This window comes from Trueperella bernardiae (genome assembly GCF_030246965.1).
Lineage (GTDB): Bacteria > Actinomycetota > Actinomycetes > Actinomycetales > Actinomycetaceae > Trueperella > Trueperella bernardiae.
In genome coordinates this window covers 871,801-892,483 of record NZ_CP127099.1, presented here as the reverse complement: position 1 = coordinate 892,483, position 20,683 = coordinate 871,801, and the positions used below count along the sequence as shown (strand labels likewise).

Genomic DNA, 20,683 nt, shown 5'->3' with positions numbered 1-20,683 from the left:
CGGGCTAAGATCACACCTGGCGAGGCGTGCCGTTTCCAACATTGGATCTTACGATCGTGGTGTGAGACAAGCACGAAAGAAGCAGCGAATTAGTCGGAGCCTTGAGCAGTGGCTGGTGATCCTCGCAGTGAGTCTCATCAGCCTGGTCGCCTTCGAGGCCCTCGCCGTGGCAACTGCCATGCCCTACGTGGTCGACATCCTTGATGGGCGCAACCTCTACGCTCTCGCCTCGGGCGTCACGCTCGCCACCCAGCTCATCACCACCGCCTTCGCCGGGCCGTGGTGTGACGCGAAGGGACCGAAAGTTTCCCTGTACACGGGCCTGGCCCTCTTCACCGGCGGGCTGATCGTGGCCACGCTCGCGCCGTCGGTGGAAATCATCGTGCTCGGGCGTGCGATTCAGGGATTGGGCGGAGGCCTCATCGTGGTTCCGCTCTACGTCTTCGTCGGCAACTATGTGGAGCCTGCGCGCCAGCCGCGCATCTTTTCCTCCTTCGCCGCCGCGTGGGTCTTGCCCTCCCTGGTGGGCCCGCTGGTGGCCGGCTTCTTTGTCGAACACCTCAACTGGCGCCTCGTCTTCGGCATCGTGCCCGTGCTCCTCATCCTCAGCGCGCCGGTCATCCTCAAGCAGTTCGGCCGGTTCCCGGACCTGCACGAACACCAGCCGGTCTCCGGCTACAAGCGCACCGTGGCTTTCTCCTCCACGGCCGGCGTGGTGATCCTCGGCATCCAGCTACTCTCCGGACTCAGCGCCGAGGAATTCGACGCAAAGGCGATCGCGATGGTCATCGGTCTGTCGGCCCTCGTGCTGTTCCTCGCCCGCCCGCTCCTGCCGCGGGCCACGTTCCGTGCTCGGCGCGGCCTGCCCGCCACCGTCCTGCTGCGCCTGGCGATCAACGGCACCTACATCGCGGTGGAGGTCTTCCTCCCGCTCATGCTTAAGGAGGTCCATGGCTGGTCCGCAACCCAGGCCGGCATGATCATGACCTTCGGCTCGGTGACCTGGGCGATCGGCTCGTGGGTGAGCGGGCGCGTGACGGACGAACGCTACCGGGCGGCGGCGCCCGTCGTCGGCACGCTCGTCCAGGCCTTCGGCACGGCGGCCACCATCACGGCCGCATCCGCATCGGTGCCCGGAGCTACGGCCCTCATCGGCTGGCTCGTGGCCGGCTTCGGCATTGGGCTGGTCTACCCCGCTCTCACGGTCCACGCCCTTGCACTGACCCCGCCCGAGCGGCACGGGCGCACATCGGCCTCCCTGTCGATCGCCGACACGCTCGGCTCAGCACTGTTCGTGGCCTGGTGCGGCATCATCTACGCCCTCACCCTCCCCCAGGGCCACGCGGCCTTCGTGTGGGTGATCGGCACGATGACCGCGATCTTGGCGGTGGGCGTGTGGGTGGGCTCTCGGGTGCTAGATGTCACCCCTGCGTCGCTGTCGGCCACCACCTCCGAACACTAGACTGATGGCGGCGCACTCGCGCCGCGCCGCCGCGTTTTATCCGGCCTGGCTTTCGCACTCTTAGGTACTTATGACGTCATTTTCTGGGCTCAACCTGCCCGCACACATCCTGTCCGCCATCTCCGACATGGGCTACGTCCAGCCCACCCCGATCCAGGCCGAGGCCATTCCACCCCTCCTCAAGGGGCGCGACGTCGTCGGCGTGGCCCAGACGGGCACCGGCAAGACGGCGGCCTTCGCCCTGCCGATGCTCACCCATGTCGATCCTGACCTACCCAAGGTCCAGGCCCTCGTGCTCGCCCCCACGCGCGAGCTCGCCATGCAAGGCGCCGACGCGATAGACAAGTTTGCCTCCACTACCACGGGCCTGGACGTCGTGGCCGTCTATGGCGGCTCGTCCTACGTGCCACAGATCGGCGCGCTGAAGGACGGAGCGCAGGTGGTGGTCGGCACGCCGGGGCGCGTTATGGACCTCATTGACAAGGGCGCGCTCAAGCTCGATTCCGTTCGCTACTTCGTTCTCGACGAGGCCGATGAGATGCTGCGCATGGGCTTTGCCGAGGACGTGGAGAAGATCGCCTCCGGGCTGCCCGAGGAGCGCATCACGGCGCTGTTCTCGGCCACGATGCCCACGCCGATCCGCCGCGTGGCCGAGACACACATGACTGACCCAGTGGAGGTCACGGTGGCTCCCCCGGCATCCACGATCGAGACGATCCACCAGACCTATGCGGTGGTGCCCTCGCGCCACAAGATCGGCGCTCTTGCCCGCGTGCTTGCCACGACGCCGGCCGACGCCGCCCTCGTCTTCGTCCGCACCCGCGCCACTGCCGAGGAACTCGCCATCGAGCTATCCACCCGCGGCGTGCAAGCCGCAACCCTCTCCGGTGACGTGCAGCAGCGCGACCGGGAGAAGCTTGTCGATCGCCTGCGCACCGGCACGCTCGACGTGCTGGTAGCCACCGACGTCGCCGCCCGCGGGCTCGACGTGGAGCGCATCGGGTTGGTGGTCAACTTCGACGTGCCGCGCGAGGTCGACACCTACGTCCACCGCATCGGCCGCACTGGGCGCGCCGGGCGCGAGGGCACGTCGCTGACCTTCGTCACGCCCAAGGAGCGTAGCCGCCTGCGTCGCATCGAGCACATCACCGGCGCTCACATGGAGCAGGTAGAGCTGCCCACCCCGGCCGAGGTGTCCGGTCTGCGCGCCCGCCGGCTCATGGCCGAGGCCAAGGATCGCTACGAAGTGGGCCGCCTGTCGGTCTACCGCGACGTCATTGCCGAGTTCCGTGCCGAGCAGGTAGACGCCGAGCACCCGCTTTCTCCGGAGGACCTCATCGCCGCGCTGCTGGCAATCGGAGTGCGCGACCCGGGCCCGCAGTCCGACGACGAGCCCGAGCGCCTCACCGCCCGCTTCGAAGGCGAGGACCGGAAGGGGCGCAAGGATCGCAAAGAGCGCCCGGCACGCCAGGGTCGCGAGGGCCGGAAGAACAAGCCGAAGACCTTCGAGGGCGAAGGCACGATGTACCGCGTGGAGGTTGGGCGCCGCGACGGCGTCTCCCCCGGCGCGATCGTGGGTGCGCTCACGAACGAGGGCGGCCTCAACGGATCCCAGCTGGGCCGAATCGACATCTACCCCACGTTCTCGCTCGTCCAGATCGACCGCGAGATCGACCGCGACACCCAGCGCCGTATCGCCAAGGCGCGCGTGTCCGGGCGTGACCTCAACATCTCCAAGGACTCCGGCCCGGGTATGCGCGGCCGGGACCGCGCTCAGCGCCGGCCGCGCCACTTCCGCTAGGCGCTCGACTTCGTCAGCCCGCCCAGGAGTTCCTGGAGATGGGCGTAGGCCGAGCGCTCCTCGTCCAGCACGGCAAGCTCGGCGCGGGCCTTGTCTGCGAAGGCGACGTCGATGCGCGCACCTACGCGCTGGCGCATGCGGCGAGCTCCGTGCCCGGCGAGCACCCGCCCGATTGCGGCCAGGAGCCAGCCGGCAAGAAGCCCGCCGGCGAGCATGAGCGTGGGTAGCGGGAAGATCCCCCACCCGGGCGGCTCGCTGAGGCGCAGCTGGAGCGAATCAGCGAACGCGAGCCCGAGCAGCCACACGCCGCCGGCGATCGCGGCCGCCAGCGCCAGCCACTGCAACAGATTCATGAGCAGCCACCACGCGGGCCGACGGCGGGCTTCGACGTCCACCCCGGAGAGCGCGGTGTCGAGTCCGCCGATGAGCCGCTCGGCGCGCTCGCCCAACTCCTCGCGGGTCTGGTGTGCCCACGCGGCGGGCATGTGTGCTGTCGAGGCTTCCACATATTCGCGGATTTTGCCGCGGGCCACCGCCGCCTGCGACGGCGAAACGTACGCTACCACGTCCAAGACCCCGCCCGTGTCGAGGCGCAGGCGCTTGAGCGGATCGATCCCGCGCCGGGCCAGCCAGCGCGTGACGGGCCAGCCGGTGGCCTGCCTCGCCCGCCGCTCGTAGGAGTCAGCTGATGCCTTCGCCACCACGCGCGAGCCCGCCGCCACGGCGAGCGCCGAGGCAACAGGTTCGAAGGGGACGTCGGCGGCCGTTGTCGCGGGCCGCCCGCCGTCGGCATGAATGCGCCCGAGCATGTTGCGCGACTCGGTGCGGATGTCCGCCGCGAGCTTTTTCTCCGCCGCCGCGCGCTCGGCCACGATGTCGTCAATCCTTGCCCGTAGCGCGTCCACGCCCCGGCCCGTCGTCGCGGACACCGGGAGCACCGGGACCTCGAGCCCGTCGGCGCGCAGGAGGCGGCGAGTGTCGGCCAGGACGTCGGCGAGCGTGGCCTCGTCCAGCCTATCGACCTGGTTGAGCACCACAATCGTTGTGGCCGCGTGCTCGGCGAGCTCGGCCAGGTAGTCTTCGTGGACCACGGCGTCGGCGTACTTTTGCGGGTCGAGCACCCACACGACGACGTCGACCAGCTCGGTCAGCCGGTGGGCCGCTTCGCGGTGATCGAAGTTTGTGGAATCGACGTCGGGAAGATCGATGAGCACGGCCGCGCCCGCGTCGGTAAGCGGGGCTTCGTGGCGCTCGGTGATGCCGAGCCAGTCGAGGATCTCGGCGGCCGGCGTATTCGTGACGGCCACGGGCTGGGCGGTGGTGGGCCGGATCGCGCTCGCGCGCGTCACCGGGCGCCCCACGATCGCGTTGACCAGCGAGGACTTGCCCGCCCCCGTGGGGCCGGCAACCGAGATGACGGTGGCGTCGGTGGTCAACGACCGGCGTTGAACTGCGCGGTCGAGCACCAGCGCGGCCTCGCCCACCGCGCCAGGGACCTTCGCCTGCGCGATCTCGACAGCCGCGTGGAGGTCTCCGATCGACTCAGTCAGGCTCATAGGTTCCTCCCGTCGGCAATCTTCGCCTCGGTTAAAGCCCGAAGCTGGCGCGCGTAGTCGTCGCGGATCTGGCGGCTGAGGCCCAGCTCGTCGATGACACCCTGCCATGCCGCTCGGTCCGCCCCGAGGAACTCCCGCACGCGCGCGTCCAGGTCCTCGCGCGCCTCCTTTGCCATCCGGCGCACGGCCTCGTCGCCGAAAACAGCTTCGAGCACGCGCTGTGCCACGACAGCGGTGCCGCCCGCCACAGCGATCTCCCCGCCGATCAGCCCCCCGGTGGAGGCGAAGACGACGATGATGAGGGCAACCCCCACGGCGTTGATTGAGAAGGCGAGCGCCCGGGCCGTCAGCCGCTTGGACTCGCCCTCATTACGGATGAGCGCGATGAGGGCGGCCTGCCATTCGCGCACGAGCCGCTCGGCGGCCTCCCGCCGCTCCGCCTCCCCGCGTAGGCGCTCCTTCGCGCGTTCCACCAGCGGCCCGGCGATCCCGGCGCGCCACGCGTCCCTGATGTGGGCGTTAGCAGCGTCGGCCTCGGCAAGGAGCAGTGCCAGCACGTTGTCCTCGAGCGCCTCCTCCACGGTGGAGGTATCCACGCTCGCCTTGAAGAAGCCCGTGATGCGGTCGCGCAGCGAGGACACGCCCTTCTCAAGCTTTCGGGCCCATTCGCCGGTGCCCACCACGTCCTGCCAGCGCGAGAGCACCTCGCCGCGCAGCAACGAGCCGTCCGAGGCCTGGCGGCGCAGCGCGTCCTCCGCGCGGTCAAAGGCCGCGTTGATGTCCCAGCGCAGGGAATCCGCGCCCGCGAGCTGCTCGTCGTAGCCGGCCAGGATGTCAGAGGCGGTGTGAAGGAGCTTGTCCACCGTGCCCGTCAGGGTCTGACGCGCCACCGAGGCCCGCACCTGCGCATCGGAGGCCAGGCCCTCGAGCCACCCACGGATCGGAGCGACGTCGGCGGCGGCAACCATCCCGTCCTGCAGCTTCTGTTCGGACAGGACGAAAAGCGGCGCGTGGTCGAGCCCGCGCTCGCCGAGCATCCGGTCCAGGTCCGGGCGCACCTGCGCCCCCGTCCCCGGTGGCACGCGGTTGAGCACGATACCGACGACGACGTTGCGCTCGGCCGCCTCATCGAGCATCGCCCACGGGATCGCATCCGCATATCGGGCGGCGGTGGTGACGAAAACCCACAGGTCGGCGGCGGCCAGGAACTGCGCCGCGAGGTGGCGGTTTTCCACCACCACCGAGTCAATATCCGGCGAATCAAGGAGCGCCATCCCGCGCGGGATCAGGTCAGTGGCACGGATCTCGAGCTCGTCGCCCTTCTCGCCCGCAGAATCGAGGTCCGCGGGGCCGTGCGAGATGACGCGGGCCAGGTGGGGGAAGATGCGCTGATCCGTAAACCAGTGTGCGTCTTCGGGGTGATGCAACAGGAGCGGCCGGCGCGTCGTGGGCCGGATCGCGGAGGCCAGTGCCACCTCTTCACCCAGCATCGAATTGATGAGGGTGGACTTTCCGGCGCCCGTGGAACCTCCGAAGACGGCCAGCAGCGGGGCCTCGAGCGTCTCGTAGCGCGGGATGACGTAGTCATCGAGCTGGTTGATCGCATCCGCATACAGCGACAGGCTATCCTCGCTCCCCGCCATTGCCAACGGAAAAACGAGTGCGTCGAGGCTCTCGCGGAACGGACGCACTTCGGCCGCTACCCGCGAGGGCAGCTGGGGAAAGTCATTCATCGCTCCCCCGAAGCTCGGGAGTAAGGTCGCTGGCCGGCGGGACCCACTGCGCGGCGTCAGCAACCACCTGCTCGCCGGAGCGGATGTCCTTGACCTGCTCGCCGTCGTCGGTGGAGAACCACACGAAGGGGATGCCGCGTCGATCGGCGTAGCGAATCTGCTTGCCGAACTTCGCCGAGTTCGGCGAGACCTCGGCCGCGACCCCGCGCCCCCGAAGCTGCTGAGCCGTCTTTTCGGCGTGGCGGCGCTCGCCCTCGTCGTTGACCGCCACGAGCACGGCGGTGGGCACCTTGCGCGTGGGCGTGACCAGTTCCCGGCCGATGACGCGGGCGAGGATGCGCGAGACGCCGATCGACAGGCCCACCCCCGGGTAGGTCTTCTTGCCGTCCGAGACCAGCGAATCGTAGCGGCCACCCGAGCATACCGAGCCCAGGTCCTCGTGCCCCTCGAGCACCGATTCGTAGACCGAGCCCGTGTAGTAGTCCAGGCCGCGGGCGATCTTCAGGTCCGCGCTCACCGAGCCCGGGATCAGGTCATTCGCTCCCTCGAGCAAGGCCACCAGCTCTTCGAGACCCTCGTCCAGTAGCTCGGATCGGCAGCCGAGGGCGAGGACGCGATCGGCCACGCCGGCGTCGTCGCCACGAATGCCCGCGAGTTCGAGCGCCAGGCGCGCCTGGTCCTCGCTCGCGCCAATCTCGCCCAGCATCTCAGCCACGACCTTCGGCCCCACCTTGTCGAGTTTGTCAAGGATGCGCAGGGTCTCCTCCACGTCTTCCAGCCCGATCGCCTGGTAGAAGCCCTGGGCGACCTTGCGGTTCGAGGCGAGGATCTTCACCCGCGGGATCGGGAGCTTGGACAGGGCGTCTACCATGACGAGCGGCAGCTCGATTTCGTGGTGGAAGGCCAGCGTGTCCTGCCCAACCACGTCGACGTCGGCCTGTAAAAACTCGCGGAAACGCCCGTCCTGGGGGCGCTCGCCACGCCAGACCTTCTGGATCTGGTAGCGGCGGAAGGGGAAGTCAAGGTGCCCGGCGTTTTCCAGCACGTAGCGCGACAGCGGGACCGTGAGGTCAAAGTGCAACCCGAGCTCGGAGTCCGCGCCCTGATCCTGCAGGCGGCGCAGGAGGTAGATCTCCTTCGACGTCTCGCCCTTCGACAGCAGGCGCTCCACCGGCTCCACCGCGCGGGTCTCCATGCCGGAGAACCCGTGCAGCTCAAACGTGGAGCGCAGGACGTCGATCATGTGCTGTTCGACGATGCGACCGGAGGGGAGCCATTCGGGAAAACCAGACAGAGGTGCAATTTTAGCCATGGGCCTATTCTTCCATCTTTCGGCCCCGAACTAAGAATCAGCCGCGCCCCAACACCGAATCAGCGCTAATCTAGCTCATCGCCGCGTGCAGGTAGGGGTTGTGGCGCACCTCGTGGAACATCGTGGTGGACGGGCCGTGGCCGGGGAAGACGGCGGTCTCGGGCTTGATCACCTGGACCAGCAGGCGCAGGCTGGCGGCCATCTTCTGCTCGTCACCGCCCGGCAGGTCCGTGCGACCCACTCCCCCGTTGAACAGCACGTCACCGGCCAGCATGATCGGCTCGACCTGGCCGGTGGACATCATCGCGCCCTCGCGGTCCGGGGCGGGATTGCCTTCGAGGAGGAAGACCGTGGAGCCCTCGGAGTGGCCGGGCGCCGGCAGCGCGCGGATCGAGATTCCCGGCACGATCTCGAAGGGCCCCGAAAACGCCTCGGCCGGTAGCACACGCAGGCCCTCGGGCTTGACCCAGGGCTGGGCGCCCATGCGCGAAAGGGCCAGGGCGCGGGACGGATCGACCGGCAGGTAGGCGGCCGGGTCGTCCATCCGGTACATGTCCGGGCCCGGGATGTAGACCGGAGCCGATCCCGCGACCGTCGCCACGTCCCACACGTGATCCGGGTGGCCGTGAGTGAGCAGAACGGCACCCAGGCTCAGCCCGCGCTTCTCGAGCGCGCCGGGCACCCAGGCGTGCGAGCCGGCGCCCGGGTCGACCACGAGCGCGGAGGACTGCGCGGCGAGGATGTAGGTGTTGGCCTGAAGGAACGTGTCACTGTTACGAAGGAAGTACATGTCTTCACGCTACCGTTAAGCCAACTTTGAGCGCATCTAAGATAACCAGAATGCGAAAAATGGACTATAAACCGCGTAGACTGTTCCACGACATACGCGAACGGTGTGGCACCGCCAACCCCGTCTACTGAGGAGAATCTCATGACCGAGTCCACGAACGAGTCCATGAACACAACCGAGGCACCGCAGGAAACGCCGATCCCGGCGCCCCGCCCGAAGCCGCAGGTGGCAGCCCCGGTTCCCGAGGTCGACGACGCGGCGGCAGCGGCGGCCGCCAAGTGGGGCCGCGTGGATGACGAAGGCAACGTGTGGCTGCGCTCCTCCGGTAACGACGCCGAACGCATCGTCGGCCAGTACACGATCGATGGCTCCGATAAGGACGCCCTCGGCCTGTACGTGCGCCGCTACCTCGACCTGGAAAACGAGGTAAGCCTGCTCGAGGCCCGCCTGGCCAACATTTCCCCCGAGGAAATTTCAGCTTCCATCAAGGCGCTGACCGAGCAGCTGCGCGAGCCCGCCGTCGTCGGCGACGTCGAAGCGCTCCGCAAGCGCGTGGAAAGCCTTGAGGGCGCCGCCGAAGAGCGCCGCGCCCAGGTCAAGGCCGAGCGCGAAGAGGCGAAGAAGGCCTCCGTTGCCGAGCGCACCGCGATCGTCGAGGCGGCCGAGGCGGTCGCCGCGCAGGACCCGGCGAACACGCACTGGAAGAATTCGCGCGCGGAGCTGACCAACCTGCTCGAGCAGTGGAAGTACGCCCAGCGCCACTCCCCGCGCATTGACCGCACCACGGAAGAAGAGCTGTGGAAGCGCTTCTCCTCGGCACGCACCACCTTTGACCGCCACCGCCGCCAGTTCTTCTCGCAACGCGATTCGGAGCGTAAGGAGATCACCGCGCGCAAGGAGGCCCTCATCGCACGCGCCGAGGCGATCGCGGACTCCACCGATTGGGGCCCTACCTCGGGCCAGTTCCGCGAGCTCATGAACGAGTGGAAGCGCGCAGGCCGCATGAACAAGCGTGAAGACGACGCGCTGTGGGAGCGCTTCAGCGCCGCCCAGAACCGCTTCTACGAGGCCCGCAACGCCTACAACGCCGAGATCGACGAGGAGTTCGCCGCCAACCGCGACCGCAAGCTCGAGCTACTGGCCGAGGCCGAGAAGCTCCTGCCGGTGACCGACATCGACTACGCCAAGGCGCAGATCCGCGCGATCGGCGAGCGCTGGGACGCCATCGGCCGCGTGCCGCGTGCTGACATGCAGCGCACTGAGGGCCGCATGCGTGACATCGAGACCCAGATCCGCGACGCCGAATCCGAGCAGTGGAAGAACTCCGACCCGGAGAAGGACGAGCGCTCCGCCGGCATGGCTGAACAGCTCCAGCACCTCATCGACGAGCTCGAGACCCAGATCGCCCAGGCCCGCGAGGCAGGGGATGAGAAGAAGGTCAAGGAGTACGAGGACGCCCTCGCCGCCCGCAAGGCATGGCTGAGCGCGGTCCAAGGCGACTAGGCCGAATGACGTGGAAGGCGCCGCCGGTTTTTCCGGCGGCGTTTTCTTTGTCCACAGGTGTGGGAAGACGCGCAGCGTCCCTCGCGCGACGTGATGGAATCACCCCATGACGCTCCACATCTATCAACCTCAGTCACTCGCCGAGCACCACGAGGCGCGCACCCTCGCCGGCGCCGGCCTCATGATCGACATCGGCGACATCGGCTACGTCGGGGTCGACCTGTGCAAGACGCCCGAATCACGCGCCCAGCTCCTTGCCATGCGCAAGCCGGGCAAGGCCTTCGTGCGCGAATCAGCCCTCTTCATCCACACCGGCTGGCACACGCCCCAGCTCCAAGAGCAGGTGGACGCCGTGCCGGCGTCGTCGATCCCGGGCACGGACCTGACCGAAGTGGGCGGCAAGTTCGTCACCACACTCGAGCGCACCGCGATCGACCTCATGGCCAACCGCGAAGACTCCGTCGAACTCCTGTGCCTGCTCGTGCGCGCCGGCACCAGTGTGGCGGCCATCGAACAGCGGGCCTACCAGCTCTCCACTCACGGCATCACGCGCGTGCGCGAGATCCTTACTCAGCTCCCCCGTGAGCTCGGACAGCCTCTCTCGCCGAGCCCGTAAGGCGGTAGGCGGCGTGCACGCCCTCGATCTTGCGTAGCTCGGTCAGCACCTGCTGCAGGTGGCGCGGGTCCGCCATCTCGAAGGTGAAGTTGAGCCGGGCCACTCGCTCGTTGGAGGTGTTCATCGAGCCGGTGAGCATGTTGATGTCGTGCTCTGATAGCGCACGCGTGACGTCCGCCAGCAGGCCCTTGCGGTCGAGCGCCTCGATCTGGACCTGGACGAGGAAGACGTTCGAGTCGGCGTCGTCGGCCCACGCGATGTCAATGAAACGCTCCGGCTCACGCTTGAGCGAACGCATGTTCGTGCAGTCCTTGCGATGCACCGAGATGCCACTGCCGCGCGTGATGAAGCCGACGATCTCGTCAGGCGGCACCGGCATACAACACTTGGCGAGCTTGACCAGCACGTCCGTGTCCTCGATATCTGAGACGATGACCGCCGACGACGCCGACCCGATCTGCTGGTGCTGGATGCGCGTGGGAGTGACCGCCTCGGCCATCGTCTCCTCCACGCCGGCGGTGCCGCCCTGGGAAGAAATGAGGCGACGCACCACGGTCTCCGGAGAGATCGTACCCTCCCCGATGCTGGCATACAGCTCGGTGACGTCTCGCTTGGACAGGTCCTGCGCCACGGCCTTGAGCGTCTCGTGTGACATGAGGCGCTGGACCGGCTCGTTCTTGCGGCGGATCGCGCGGGCCAGCTTGTCCTTGCCCTGCTCCACGGTCTCCTCGCGGCGCGACTTCGTAAACCACGCCTTGATCTTCGACCGCGCCCGCGGGGTGGCCACGAACTCCTGCCAGTCCTGGGACGGCCCGTAGTCCTCTGAGCGAGAGGTAATGATCTCTACCGTGTCGCCAGATTCGAGCCGGTGATCGAGGGTGACCAGCTTGTCATTAACCTTCGCCCCCACCGTGCGGTGACCGACCTCGGTGTGGACGGCGTAGGCAAAGTCTACCGGAGTCGAACCCGTGGGCAACTCCATGACCTCGCCCATCGGGGTGAAGACGTAGACCTGGCTGCCCGACATCTCGAAGCGCAGCGAGTCGAGGAACTCCTTCGGGTCCGCCGTCTCGCGCTGCCAATCCACCAGCTGGCGCAGCCACTCCAGCTGCGTGTCCGCCTGCGCGCTCGTATCCGCCTTCTCCGCGTTCGGGTTCTCCTTGTAACGCCAATGAGCGGCGACACCGAACTCGGCGCGCTTGTGCATCTCATACGTGCGGATCTGGATCTCCACCGTCTTGCCGCCCGGCCCGATCACGGTGGTGTGGATCGACTGGTAGAGGTTGAACTTCGGGGAAGCGATGTAGTCCTTGATGCGCCCCTGGACGGGGACGTAGAGCGAGTTGGCGATGCCGAGGGCCGTGTAGCAGTCCTGGATCTCCTCCACCAGCACGCGCACGCCGATGAGGTCGTAGATGTCCTCGAAATCGCGCCCGCGCAGGATCATCTTCTGATAGATCGAGTAGTAGTGCTTGGGCCGGCCCGAGATCGTGCAGCGGAGCTTGGCCTTGCCCAGCTCCCGCTCCAACTCGGCCTTCATTTGCGAGATGTAGCGTTCGCGCTCCGGCGCCCGGTCCTGGACCATTCGCTCGATCTCGGAGTAGACAGCCGGGTAGAGCTCCTTAAACGAGCGGTCCTCCAGCTCCCACTTGATCGAGTTCATACCCAGACGGTGGGCAAGCGGGGCGTAGATCTCCAAGGTCTCACGCGCCTTCTTCTGCGCCGAGCCCGGGCTCACATACTTCCACGTGCGCGCGTTGTGGAGCCGATCGCCCAGCTTGATAAGCAGCACGCGGATGTCCTTCGCCATCGCGATGACCATCTTGCGCACGGTCTCCGCCTGGGCGGCCTCGCCGTATTCGACCTTGTCGAGTTTCGTGACCCCGTCCACCAGCAACGCCACCGTGCAGCCGAAGTCGCGCGTGAGCTGCTTGAGCGAGTAGCTCGTGTCCTCCACCGTGTCATGCAGGAGCGCGGCCACCAGCGTGTCCTCATCCATCCCTAGCTCGGCCAAGATCGTGGACACTGCCACCGGGTGGGTGATGTAAGGTTCACCCGACTTTCGCATCTGGCCAGCGTGAGCGCGCTCGGCGGTTTCAAAGGCACGAATAATGCGCGCCTTATCCAGCTTGCGGTTGCCGATAGCGCGCATGAGTGGCTCGAGCAGGGTGGGCGTATCGCTCTTGCGCCCGAGCCAGGAAAGCCGCGAGCGTACCCGCGGTTCCTCTTCGTTGACCTTTGCATCCATGTGGGGATTATACGTCACCGTGATCAGCAATGACGAAGCCCCACATGGGCGCAGGCCTAGTAGCTGATGACCGACTCCACCGGGTAGTCGTAGCGCTCGGCCAGGTACTCACGCCCGCCGAGGTCAGCCAGCTCGAGCAGCACGCACAGGCCAGCAGGCTTGCCGCCCGCCTTCTCGATGAGGTGGAAGGCCGCGCCCGCCGTGCCACCGGTGGCGAGCACGTCGTCGATAACGAGCACGCGCATGCCGTCCTTCACCGTGAAGGGCTGCAGTTCCATGCGAGCCGACCCATACTCCAGGTCGTAATTCACGCCGACGACGGGGCCCGGCAGACGCCCGGCCTTACGCACGGTCAGCATGCCGATCCCGAGCTCGTGAGCGAGCGGGGCGCCGAGGATGAAGCCACGCGATTCGAGGCCCGCCACCGCGTCGCACTTGCCGCGGTAACGATCGGCCAGGATCTTGATGAGGGAGGCGAACGCTTCGCCGTCGGCAATCAGGGGCGTGATGTCACGGAAGAGGACACCACGCGCCGGGAAGTCCTCCACCTCGCGCACGTGGGACTTGACAAGTGCTACGGAGTCTTGAGGGAAGATAGCCTCAGTGCTCATCGCTTATTCCTTTTCTTTCGCTTCGGCTGGGACCGCTGGCCCTTATGGCCGCCGGAAACACGCTCGGTTACCACGGTACCCGCACTTTCCTTCTCATTGTCAGTTCTCTCGACGCCAATCTCCTCGCGCCGCGCAGTGACGCGGGCGGTGTGTGCCTTGATCTTCGGATCACGCTCAGCCAGCCACACCGCCAGCGGAGCCGCCAGGAACACCGAGGACAGGGCCGAGAGCACCATGCCCACGAACATGACCAGCGCCAGGTCGCGCAGCGTCTCCGCGCCCAGCCACCACACACCGACGATCAGCACCGAGATGACAGGCAGCCAGCCGGTGACCGAGGTGTTGAGCGAACGGATGAGGGTCTGGTTGATCGCCAGATTCGCTTCCTCCGCGTACGTCATCTGCGTCTGGTGCTCGAGCTCGGCCGTGTTCTCACGCACCTTGTCGAACACCACCACGGTATCGTAGAGCGAGTAGCCCATGATCGTCAGCAAGCCGATGATCGTGGCGGGCGCGATTTCGAAGCCTAAGATCCAGTAGATCCCGAGCGTGACTACGAAGTCGTGCAAGAGCGCGCCGATCGCGCCGACCGCGATGGTCCAAGACTTGAAGTAGATGATGAGGACCACCGAGATCAGCACCATGAAGATCACCATGGCTCGGATCGCCTGGGCCAGGATGTCCTGGCCCCACGAAGGGCCGATGTACGTAGACGTCACGTCCGCTTCCGGCACGTCGTAGGCTTCGGCCAGGCCGGCGCGCACCTCCTGGGTTTTCGTGTCGTCCAGCGACTCAGTCTGGACACGGATGGCCTCCTGGCCAACATCGGACACGCGCGGCACCGACGTCGACACCTTGCCGACGACGTCGTACGCCGGCTGGTGATCGAGGGTGGCCGTGCCCGAGACCGTGAACTGGGAGCCCCCGCGGAACTCGATACCGAGGTTCGGCTCGCGGATCGCAAACGACGCCAGCGAGAGAAGGACGGCGACGATCGCGATGCTAAACCACAGCTTGCGCTGCCCCACGATGTTGTAGGAACGCTTGCCCGTGTACAGGCCGTTACCAAAGGAGTACATCGACATTACTGGTCTCCTTCCTTCCGGCGCGCCTCTCGCCTCTGGCGAGCTCGCTGCTGGGCAAGCGATTCGCCGGTGAAACGGGCGTCGGGTATCTCGTAGTCGTGGATGACGGCGCCGTCGGCGGCCACCATCGCATCCTTGGGCTTGTTCTGCTTGCGCTCGGGCACCGTGCGCCCACGGTAGCGCGGAGTTGACTCAAGCTTCTTCGTGTCCATGCCCGAGCCGCGCTTGCCTTTCCCGAAGAACGCGGTGCGCGAAATCAGGGTCATGATCGGGTAGGTGAACATCATGACCACCACGAGGTCAAGCACCGTGGTCACGCCGAGTGTGAAGGCGAAGCCGCGCACCGAACCAACCGTGAGAAGGAAGAGCACCACCGAAGCGGTGAGGTTGACCAGGTCAGAGATGATGATCGTACGCTGGGCACGGTTCCAGCCGTGCTGAACCGCGCTGGCCACGGATCGGCCGTCACGGATCTCGTCACGGATGCGCTCGAAATAGACGATGAACGAATCCGCCGTCACGCCGATCGAAATGATGATACCGAGCACTCCCGCCATCGACAGGCGATAACCCATCGTCCACGACAGCAGGCTGATGATGAGGTAGGACAGGCCCGTGGAGGTGAGGATCGAGCCAATCGCCACCACGCCCAGGGCATGGTACTGCCAGATCATGTAGATGACGATGAGGACCAGGCCCACCAGGCCGGCGATGAGGCCCGAGCTCAGCTGCTCGGCGCCAAGGGTCGCGGAGATCTGTTCCTCGGACTGGACGTTGAACTGCAACGGCAGCGAGCCGAACTTCAGCTGGTTCGCCAGCGCCCCGGCCTCGTCCGCCGTGAAGCGGCCGGTAATCTGCGCCTGGCCGCCCGTGATCGGGTAGGACACGCGGGCCGAGGAAATGACGCGGCCATCGAGTACGGACGCGAACGAATTGCGCGGCTCCTTGAGCTCAGACAGGCGCGTGGTGACATCGCCAAAGATCTTCCCGCCCTCGGAATTGAAGGACATGTTGACTGCCCAGCCGCCCGTGGGCTGGCCCTGCTGGTTCGTGGCCGGCGACGACGACGCGCTGTCAAGCTGCGTGCCGTCCAGCTCCGAGGGGCCAAGGATGTACTTGGTGGTCGTATCCGGCTCGCAGGCAACGATCGCGGTGTCCGGGCTATCCGTCTTTTCCGCCGGGCGCGAATCGGGAACCGTGCAATCGAGCGTGTACGCGTCGTACATCACCTGCTCGGTGATCCAGTTCGTATCCGAGGCGTTTTCCGGCGTCTGCGCCGGCTCGGCCGACAGCTCCCCATCGCCGTCGACGTCGGCGAGCTTTCGGATCGCCTCATCGACCGCGGCCGCGTCCATCGTGGCCGGGTCAAGATCGCCCGCATTCTCCCCCAGCGCGGCGACGACCGACTGGGCATCCATCGGCGCGGGGTTCAGGATCGACAGCACCGGGCGCATGCGCAGCACGGCCGACGTGCGCACCAGGTCGAGCGTCTCCTTCGACGGCGTGCCCGGCAGAGCGACGATGATGTTCGAACCGCCCTGGGCCGTGATCTCGGCTTCAGCCACGCCCGTGGCGTCCACACGCTGGCGGATGACGTTGATTGCCTCGCGGATATCGGAGGCAGTCACCTCCGAGCCGTCGGTTGTGACCGGGGTAAGGATAATCTGGGTACCGCCCTCGAGGTCGAGTGCGAGATCCGGAGTGAATCTGGTCTTGTCGCCACTCAGGCTCCCTGCGATGAGGGAGCCCACGAGTGCGAGAACAAGGATAAAGAGGACGGTCAAGCGGCGCCACGGCTTCGGCGTCGGATCCTCCAGGTGGCTTGACGACACGTTAGTTCCTTTGAGCCTCGTCTTTACTTGTCGGTGTTGGAATCGTCGGAAAGGTCCGGGTCGGCCTCCTGGGAGTCGAGGAATGCCTCGACGTCCTCCGTCTCATCCTCTTCACTGTTGCCGAGTGGGATGTCCATCTGGGCCACGATGGCCGTGCGCAGCCACACCGTCTCATCTCCCGAGGGGGATTCGAGGGTTACAGCGTCACCATCAATGTCAACGATACGGCCGAAAAAGCCGGCCTGCGTCATGACGTTATTGCCCACCACGAGGGCTTCTTCGCGCTTGGCGAGTTGAGCCTTCTGCGCCTTCTTCGCGCCACGGTTCATCAGCCAGAAAAAACCGAGCATGACGACCGTGAGGATCACCAACTCAACGGGAATACCGGGCATCTTTTCTCCAATCGACCAAAGCGTTTGTTGCTTTGTGACAACCGTACAAGTCTACCCGCATTCACCCAGACGGTCGATGTTCTCCCGCCGTGGAGCGAGTCACGAAAACAGCGTCTCCTCCGGCGCCGCAAGGCCCAGGTGCTGGAAAGCGAGCGAGGTGGCCTGCCGCCCGCGCGGGGTGCGGATCATGAAACCCTGGCGCACCAGGTAGGGTTCGGCCACGGTCTCCACGGTCTCTGGCTCCTCGCCCACCGACACGGCGAGCGTGGACAGGCCCACGGGCTGGCCGCGGAAGCGAATGCACAGTACGTCGAGCACGGCGCGGTCCAGCCGGTCGAGTCCTTTCTTGTCCACCTCGAACACCTCGAGGGCGGCGCGCGCCGCGTCGAGATCCAGCACCCCGCTGCCGCGCACCTGCGCCCAATCCTGCACCCGGCGCAGCAGCCGATTGGCGATGCGGGGCGTGCCGCGCGAGCGCGAGGCGATCTCATGGGCCGCGTCCGCAGTGAGCTCGACGGCGAGCTTGCGCGCGTTGCGCTCCACGATGAGGGCGAGCTCGGGCACGGAGTAAAAATCGAGGTGCGCGGTGAACCCGAAGCGGTCACGTAGCGGGGCCGGCAACAGGCCCGATCGGGTGGTGGCTCCGACCACCGTGAACGGCGGCAGCGGCAACGGGATCGACGTGGCGCCCGGCCCCTTGCCAATCATCACGTCTACACGGAAATCCTCCATCGCCAGGTACAGCATCTCCTCGGCCGTGCGGGCAAGGCGGTGGATTTCGTCAATAAAGAGCACGTCCCCCTCGTTGAGGGAGGACAGGACGGCGGCGAGGTCACCTGCGTGCTGGATTGCCGGCCCGGAGGTCAACCGCAACGCGCCGTTGACCTCCGCGGCAATGATCATCGCCAGCGTGGTCTTGCCCAGGCCCGGCGGCCCGGCGAGCAACACGTGGTCGGCCGACTTGTTGCGCTGCACGGCCGCCTCGAGCACGAGCGAGAGCTGGTCACGCACGACCTCCTGGCCCACGAACTCCTCGAGGACCTTCGGGCGTAGTGCCGCCTCTTGGGCACGTTCGATATCGGTGGCGTCCGGATCCGTGTACTCGTTCACCGCTACCTCCGCTGCCCGAGGACCTGCAGGGACGCGCGCAGCAGCTGGGCGAGCGTGCCCGTGGGCGTGACCTTCAGCGCCTGGGCCAGTGCCGCCGCCGCGTCGCGCTCCTTCCAGCCCATGCCCACGAGCGCCGCGATCACGTCTTCCTCATGCGACGATGCCGACTCCGCCGGCTCCGCCCCGACGGCCGGGCCAAGCTTTCCAGCCAGCTCCAGCACCATCCGCTGGGCTGACTTCTTCCCCACCCCCGGAATGCGCACGAGGCTCGCCTCGTCCTTGCTTTCGATCGCGCGGAGAAGCTCATCGGGCGGCAACGTGGCCAGGATCGTCAGCGCCGACCGGGGGCCGATCCCCGTGACGGACCGCAGCACGTCGAACGTGACCCGCGCGTCGTCGTCGTGAAAACCGAAAAGGGACGACTCCCCCTCGCGCGAGGTGACCATCGCGATATGGACGAAGGCCTCCTCTCCCACGCGTAGCTGGGCGAGCGTGTCGGGGGTGGCAGAAAAAACGTAACCGACGCCGCTTGCCTCGATGACGGCCTCCGTGGCCGACGCGCGCAGGACCGGACCGCGCAAGGAAACAATCATGTACCCTCCGATTCGAACATATGTTTGATTATAGCCGTTCGTGATTGGCCGTGTCGACAGGGGCGCCGTGGCAGGTCAGCTACTTGGGCTCGACGGCGCCGTGCCTACGCGATAGTCGTTCGGCGTTGGCCCACATCCGCTGAGCCGGAGTGAGGTCTTTGCCCTCGACGCGCGGCAACATGCCGGCGCCGCCGTGCTGGGAGCGGTCCGGGTGGGTGGCTCCTCCACGCCAGGCATGACAAATCGCCACGGCGAGCGCATCCGCGGCGTCCTTCGGGCGCGGCGGGGCATCGAGGCGCAGGATCCGCTGGACCATGAGCTGGACCTGGGCCTTCTCGGCCCGGCCGTTGCCCGTCACGGCGGCCTTAACCTCCGACGGGGTGTGCATTCCGAGCGGCAACGATGCCTTCGCCGCCGCTAGCATCGCGATCCCTGCCACCTGGGCCGTGCCGGTCACGGAGCGCACGTTCTCCTGGGCGAAGACCCGCTCGATCGCCACCACCTCCGGCCGGTAGAGCCGGATTGCCTCCTCGATAGCATTCGAGATCATGAGCAGGCGCTGGTGGGGCGCTATTTCGGGCTTGGTGTGGGCGACGTCGACAGCGACGATTGTCACCTGCCTCCCCCGCGCATCGACCACGCCGATCCCGCAGCGCGTCATGCCGGGATCAACGCCCAGGACACGCACTCTTAGTCCTCTTCCTCCAGCTGCGCCGCGATCTCGGGCGAGATGTCGACGTTGGAGTAGACGTTCTGGATGTCGTCGAGGTCATCGATCGCGTCAATGAGCTTCATGACCTTGCGCGCCGTGTCCAGGTCCACGCCCACCTTCATCGAGGGCACGAACTGCACTTCGGCCGAGTTGTAGTCCACGCCCGCGCCCTGCAGGGCCTTGCGCACCTCAACCACGTCGTTCGGTTCGGACAGGATCTCGAAGGTTTCCCCGTAGTTGGTGATTTCCTCGGCGCCCGCGTCGAGAACGGCCATGAGCAGCTCGTCCTCGTCGTTGCCCTCGGCCGGCACCTCAACAACACCCTTGCGGGAGAACATGTAGGCAACCGAGCCCGGGTCGGCCAGCGTGCCGCCGTTGCGGGTCAGCGCCACGCGCACGTCGGACGCCGCACGGTTGCGGTTATCTGTGAGGCACTCAAGCAGGATCGCCACACCGCCGGGGCCGTAGCCTTCGTACATGATCGACTCGTAGTTGACGGCGTCCCCGCCCTCGCCCGAGCCGCGCTTGACGGCGCGGTTGATGTTATCGGCCGGCACGGAGTTCTTCTTGGCCTTTTGAATGGCGTCGTACAGGGTGGGGTTACCATCGGGGTCGCCGCCGCCCGAGCGCGCCGCGACTTCGATGTTCTTCACGAGGCGTGCGAACAGCTTGCCGCGTTTAGCATCGATCGCGGCCTTCTTGTGCTTCGTGGTTGCCCACTTGGAATGTCCTGACACGTATTCTTCCTTTCGACTCACGTACGCAGGTCATTGTACAACGCCCGCGCGTCTATTCTTCAACGGCGTGGATGAGCTCGCCGTCCCAGCCCGAGCGCCACCGTCGGGCCATCTGGACGAGCCCGACGGGGAAAACAAGCTCCCCGGACTCCTCCGCCGCGGCGAGCTCATCGAGGTCCCACCAGCGCATGTCGTCCAATAGTTCCAACTCCTGCTCGGTCAGGCGCGCGCCGGCCCGAGAGTCGATCCGCGCCTCCTCGGCTTCGTTCACGTGCAGGAGGAAAAAGAGCTCGTCCTGTTTGCGCGTGACGTAGTAGAAGCGGAAGGTCGAACGACGGTCGAGCACGGGCCCTTCCAGCCGCCCCGGCTCCACGCTCAGCCCGGTTTCCTCCGTGAGCTCGCGCGCCGCGCCCTCAGCCGGCGACTCACCTTCCATCAGCCCACCCCCGGGCGTGAACCACCAGCGGTAGTCGGGCCGGTCGATGTCGTGGCCGAGGATCATGAGGATCTGGCCGCGCGTGTTGAACACGACGCAGCGGCCCGCGCTGCGGTGCGGGAAGCCGTCGGCGTCGAGTGGCCACTCGCTCACG

The 20,683-nt window shown here is 66.7% G+C and carries 18 protein-coding genes; 4 read left to right on the top strand and 14 right to left on the bottom strand.

The window, feature by feature from the left end; genetic code table 11:
* The first annotated feature begins 61 nt into the window (after positions 1–61).
* Together QPC17_RS04135 and QPC17_RS04130 are read left to right on the top strand one after the other, a co-directional pair.
* On the top strand, positions 62–1,462 hold the full coding sequence (locus tag QPC17_RS04135) for an MFS transporter (protein ID WP_068538323.1): 1,401 nt from the start codon (positions 62–64) through the stop codon (positions 1,460–1,462).
* 70 nt (positions 1,463–1,532) lie between these two features.
* Entirely contained in the window at positions 1,533–3,263 is a 1,731-nt protein-coding gene (locus QPC17_RS04130) for a DEAD/DEAH box helicase (protein WP_082661070.1), read from the top strand.
* Here QPC17_RS04130 and QPC17_RS04125 read toward each other — a convergent pair.
* The 4 genes from QPC17_RS04125 to QPC17_RS04110 all read right to left on the bottom strand — a co-directional run bounded on the left by QPC17_RS04125 (position 3,260) and on the right by QPC17_RS04110 (position 8,654).
* Positions 3,260–4,819, bottom strand: a complete 1,560-nt coding sequence (locus QPC17_RS04125) for a dynamin family protein (RefSeq protein WP_062612408.1) — start codon at positions 4,817–4,819, stop codon at positions 3,260–3,262. The two genes, QPC17_RS04130 and QPC17_RS04125, sit on opposite strands and share 4 nt — an antisense overlap.
* Positions 4,816–6,552: a dynamin family protein gene (locus QPC17_RS04120; RefSeq protein ID WP_062612406.1), complete on the bottom strand. Its 1,737-nt coding sequence runs from the start codon at positions 6,550–6,552 to the stop codon at positions 4,816–4,818. The genes QPC17_RS04125 and QPC17_RS04120 overlap by 4 nt, the downstream gene beginning before the upstream one ends.
* The gene (gene hisS / locus QPC17_RS04115) at positions 6,545–7,864 is read right to left on the bottom strand and encodes a histidine--tRNA ligase (RefSeq protein WP_068538325.1); all 1,320 of its coding nucleotides are present in this window, start codon (positions 7,862–7,864) and stop codon (positions 6,545–6,547) included. Before hisS ends, QPC17_RS04120 begins: the two co-directional genes overlap by 8 nt.
* Before the next feature lie 70 nt (positions 7,865–7,934).
* Positions 7,935–8,654: an MBL fold metallo-hydrolase gene (locus QPC17_RS04110; RefSeq protein WP_068538326.1), complete on the bottom strand. Its 720-nt coding sequence runs from the start codon at positions 8,652–8,654 to the stop codon at positions 7,935–7,937.
* Positions 8,655–8,795: 141 nt separating this feature from the next.
* Here QPC17_RS04110 and QPC17_RS04105 point away from each other — a divergent pair, with 141 nt between their 5' ends.
* Positions 8,796–10,157 carry a DUF349 domain-containing protein gene (locus QPC17_RS04105; protein WP_236698631.1) on the top strand — a complete coding sequence of 454 codons (1,362 nt, stop codon included), beginning with the start codon at positions 8,796–8,798 and terminating at the stop codon, positions 10,155–10,157.
* A gap of 106 nt (positions 10,158–10,263) precedes the next feature.
* The gene (locus QPC17_RS04100; RefSeq protein WP_062612401.1) at positions 10,264–10,773 is read left to right on the top strand and encodes a hypothetical protein; all 510 of its coding nucleotides are present in this window, start codon (positions 10,264–10,266) and stop codon (positions 10,771–10,773) included.
* Here QPC17_RS04100 and QPC17_RS04095 read toward each other — a convergent pair.
* The 10 genes from QPC17_RS04095 to QPC17_RS04050 all read right to left on the bottom strand — a co-directional run bounded on the left by QPC17_RS04095 (position 10,724) and on the right by QPC17_RS04050 (position 20,682).
* Positions 10,724–13,021 carry a RelA/SpoT family protein gene (locus tag QPC17_RS04095; RefSeq protein WP_068538327.1) on the bottom strand — a complete coding sequence of 766 codons (2,298 nt, stop codon included), beginning with the start codon at positions 13,019–13,021 and terminating at the stop codon, positions 10,724–10,726. The two genes, QPC17_RS04100 and QPC17_RS04095, sit on opposite strands and share 50 nt — an antisense overlap.
* A 56-nt stretch (positions 13,022–13,077) precedes the next feature.
* Positions 13,078–13,632 (bottom strand): adenine phosphoribosyltransferase, encoded by a 555-nt coding sequence (locus tag QPC17_RS04090; RefSeq protein WP_062612397.1) that lies wholly within the window; start codon positions 13,630–13,632, stop codon positions 13,078–13,080.
* Entirely contained in the window at positions 13,629–14,717 is a 1,089-nt protein-coding gene (secF, locus tag QPC17_RS04085; protein WP_062612394.1) for a protein translocase subunit SecF, read from the bottom strand. Before secF ends, QPC17_RS04090 begins: the two co-directional genes overlap by 4 nt.
* Complete coding sequence (secD, locus tag QPC17_RS04080; protein ID WP_285347501.1) at positions 14,717–16,549, bottom strand: protein translocase subunit SecD; 1,833 nt, start codon at positions 16,547–16,549, stop codon at positions 14,717–14,719. The genes secF and secD overlap by 1 nt, the downstream gene beginning before the upstream one ends.
* 23 nt (positions 16,550–16,572) lie before the next feature.
* A complete protein-coding gene (yajC, locus tag QPC17_RS04075; RefSeq protein WP_062612392.1) occupies positions 16,573–16,941 on the bottom strand; it encodes a preprotein translocase subunit YajC in 369 nt (122 codons plus the stop codon).
* Between the two features lie 99 nt (positions 16,942–17,040).
* Positions 17,041–18,051 (bottom strand): Holliday junction branch migration DNA helicase RuvB, encoded by a 1,011-nt coding sequence (gene ruvB, locus QPC17_RS04070; protein ID WP_070447485.1) that lies wholly within the window; start codon positions 18,049–18,051, stop codon positions 17,041–17,043.
* A 2-nt stretch (positions 18,052–18,053) separates the two neighbouring features.
* Positions 18,054–18,644: a Holliday junction branch migration protein RuvA gene (ruvA, locus tag QPC17_RS04065; RefSeq protein ID WP_285347500.1), complete on the bottom strand. Its 591-nt coding sequence runs from the start codon at positions 18,642–18,644 to the stop codon at positions 18,054–18,056.
* A gap of 79 nt (positions 18,645–18,723) precedes the next feature.
* Positions 18,724–19,332, bottom strand: coding sequence for a crossover junction endodeoxyribonuclease RuvC (gene ruvC, locus QPC17_RS04060; protein WP_070445113.1), 609 nt, complete (start codon positions 19,330–19,332; stop codon positions 18,724–18,726).
* Positions 19,333–19,334: 2 nt separating this feature from the next.
* Positions 19,335–20,093, bottom strand: a complete 759-nt coding sequence (locus QPC17_RS04055) for a YebC/PmpR family DNA-binding transcriptional regulator (RefSeq protein ID WP_062612380.1) — start codon at positions 20,091–20,093, stop codon at positions 19,335–19,337.
* 52 nt (positions 20,094–20,145) lie between these two features.
* Positions 20,146–20,682, bottom strand: a complete 537-nt coding sequence (locus tag QPC17_RS04050; RefSeq protein WP_244899202.1) for an NUDIX hydrolase — start codon at positions 20,680–20,682, stop codon at positions 20,146–20,148.
* Between the last annotated feature and the right edge of the window lies 1 nt (position 20,683).

What these genes read in the sequence shown, in the direction of transcription:
- yajC (WP_062612392.1), bottom strand. Translation starts at nt 16,941, where the DNA reads ATGCCCGGTATTCCCGTTGAGTTGGTGATCCTCACGGTCGTCATGCTC.
- QPC17_RS04105 (WP_236698631.1), top strand. Translation starts at nt 8,796, where the DNA reads ATGACCGAGTCCACGAACGAGTCCATGAACACAACCGAGGCACCGCAG.
- QPC17_RS04120 (WP_062612406.1), bottom strand. Translation starts at nt 6,552, where the DNA reads ATGAATGACTTTCCCCAGCTGCCCTCGCGGGTAGCGGCCGAAGTGCGT.
- QPC17_RS04090 (WP_062612397.1), bottom strand. Translation starts at nt 13,632, where the DNA reads ATGAGCACTGAGGCTATCTTCCCTCAAGACTCCGTAGCACTTGTCAAG.
- QPC17_RS04125 (WP_062612408.1), bottom strand. Translation starts at nt 4,819, where the DNA reads ATGAGCCTGACTGAGTCGATCGGAGACCTCCACGCGGCTGTCGAGATC.
- QPC17_RS04095 (WP_068538327.1), bottom strand. Translation starts at nt 13,021, where the DNA reads ATGGATGCAAAGGTCAACGAAGAGGAACCGCGGGTACGCTCGCGGCTT.
- ruvA (WP_285347500.1), bottom strand. Translation starts at nt 18,644, where the DNA reads ATGATTGTTTCCTTGCGCGGTCCGGTCCTGCGCGCGTCGGCCACGGAG.
- QPC17_RS04130 (WP_082661070.1), top strand. Translation starts at nt 1,533, where the DNA reads ATGACGTCATTTTCTGGGCTCAACCTGCCCGCACACATCCTGTCCGCC.
- QPC17_RS04100 (WP_062612401.1), top strand. Translation starts at nt 10,264, where the DNA reads ATGACGCTCCACATCTATCAACCTCAGTCACTCGCCGAGCACCACGAG.
- QPC17_RS04110 (WP_068538326.1), bottom strand. Translation starts at nt 8,654, where the DNA reads ATGTACTTCCTTCGTAACAGTGACACGTTCCTTCAGGCCAACACCTAC.
- hisS (WP_068538325.1), bottom strand. Translation starts at nt 7,864, where the DNA reads ATGGCTAAAATTGCACCTCTGTCTGGTTTTCCCGAATGGCTCCCCTCC.
- secF (WP_062612394.1), bottom strand. Translation starts at nt 14,717, where the DNA reads ATGTCGATGTACTCCTTTGGTAACGGCCTGTACACGGGCAAGCGTTCC.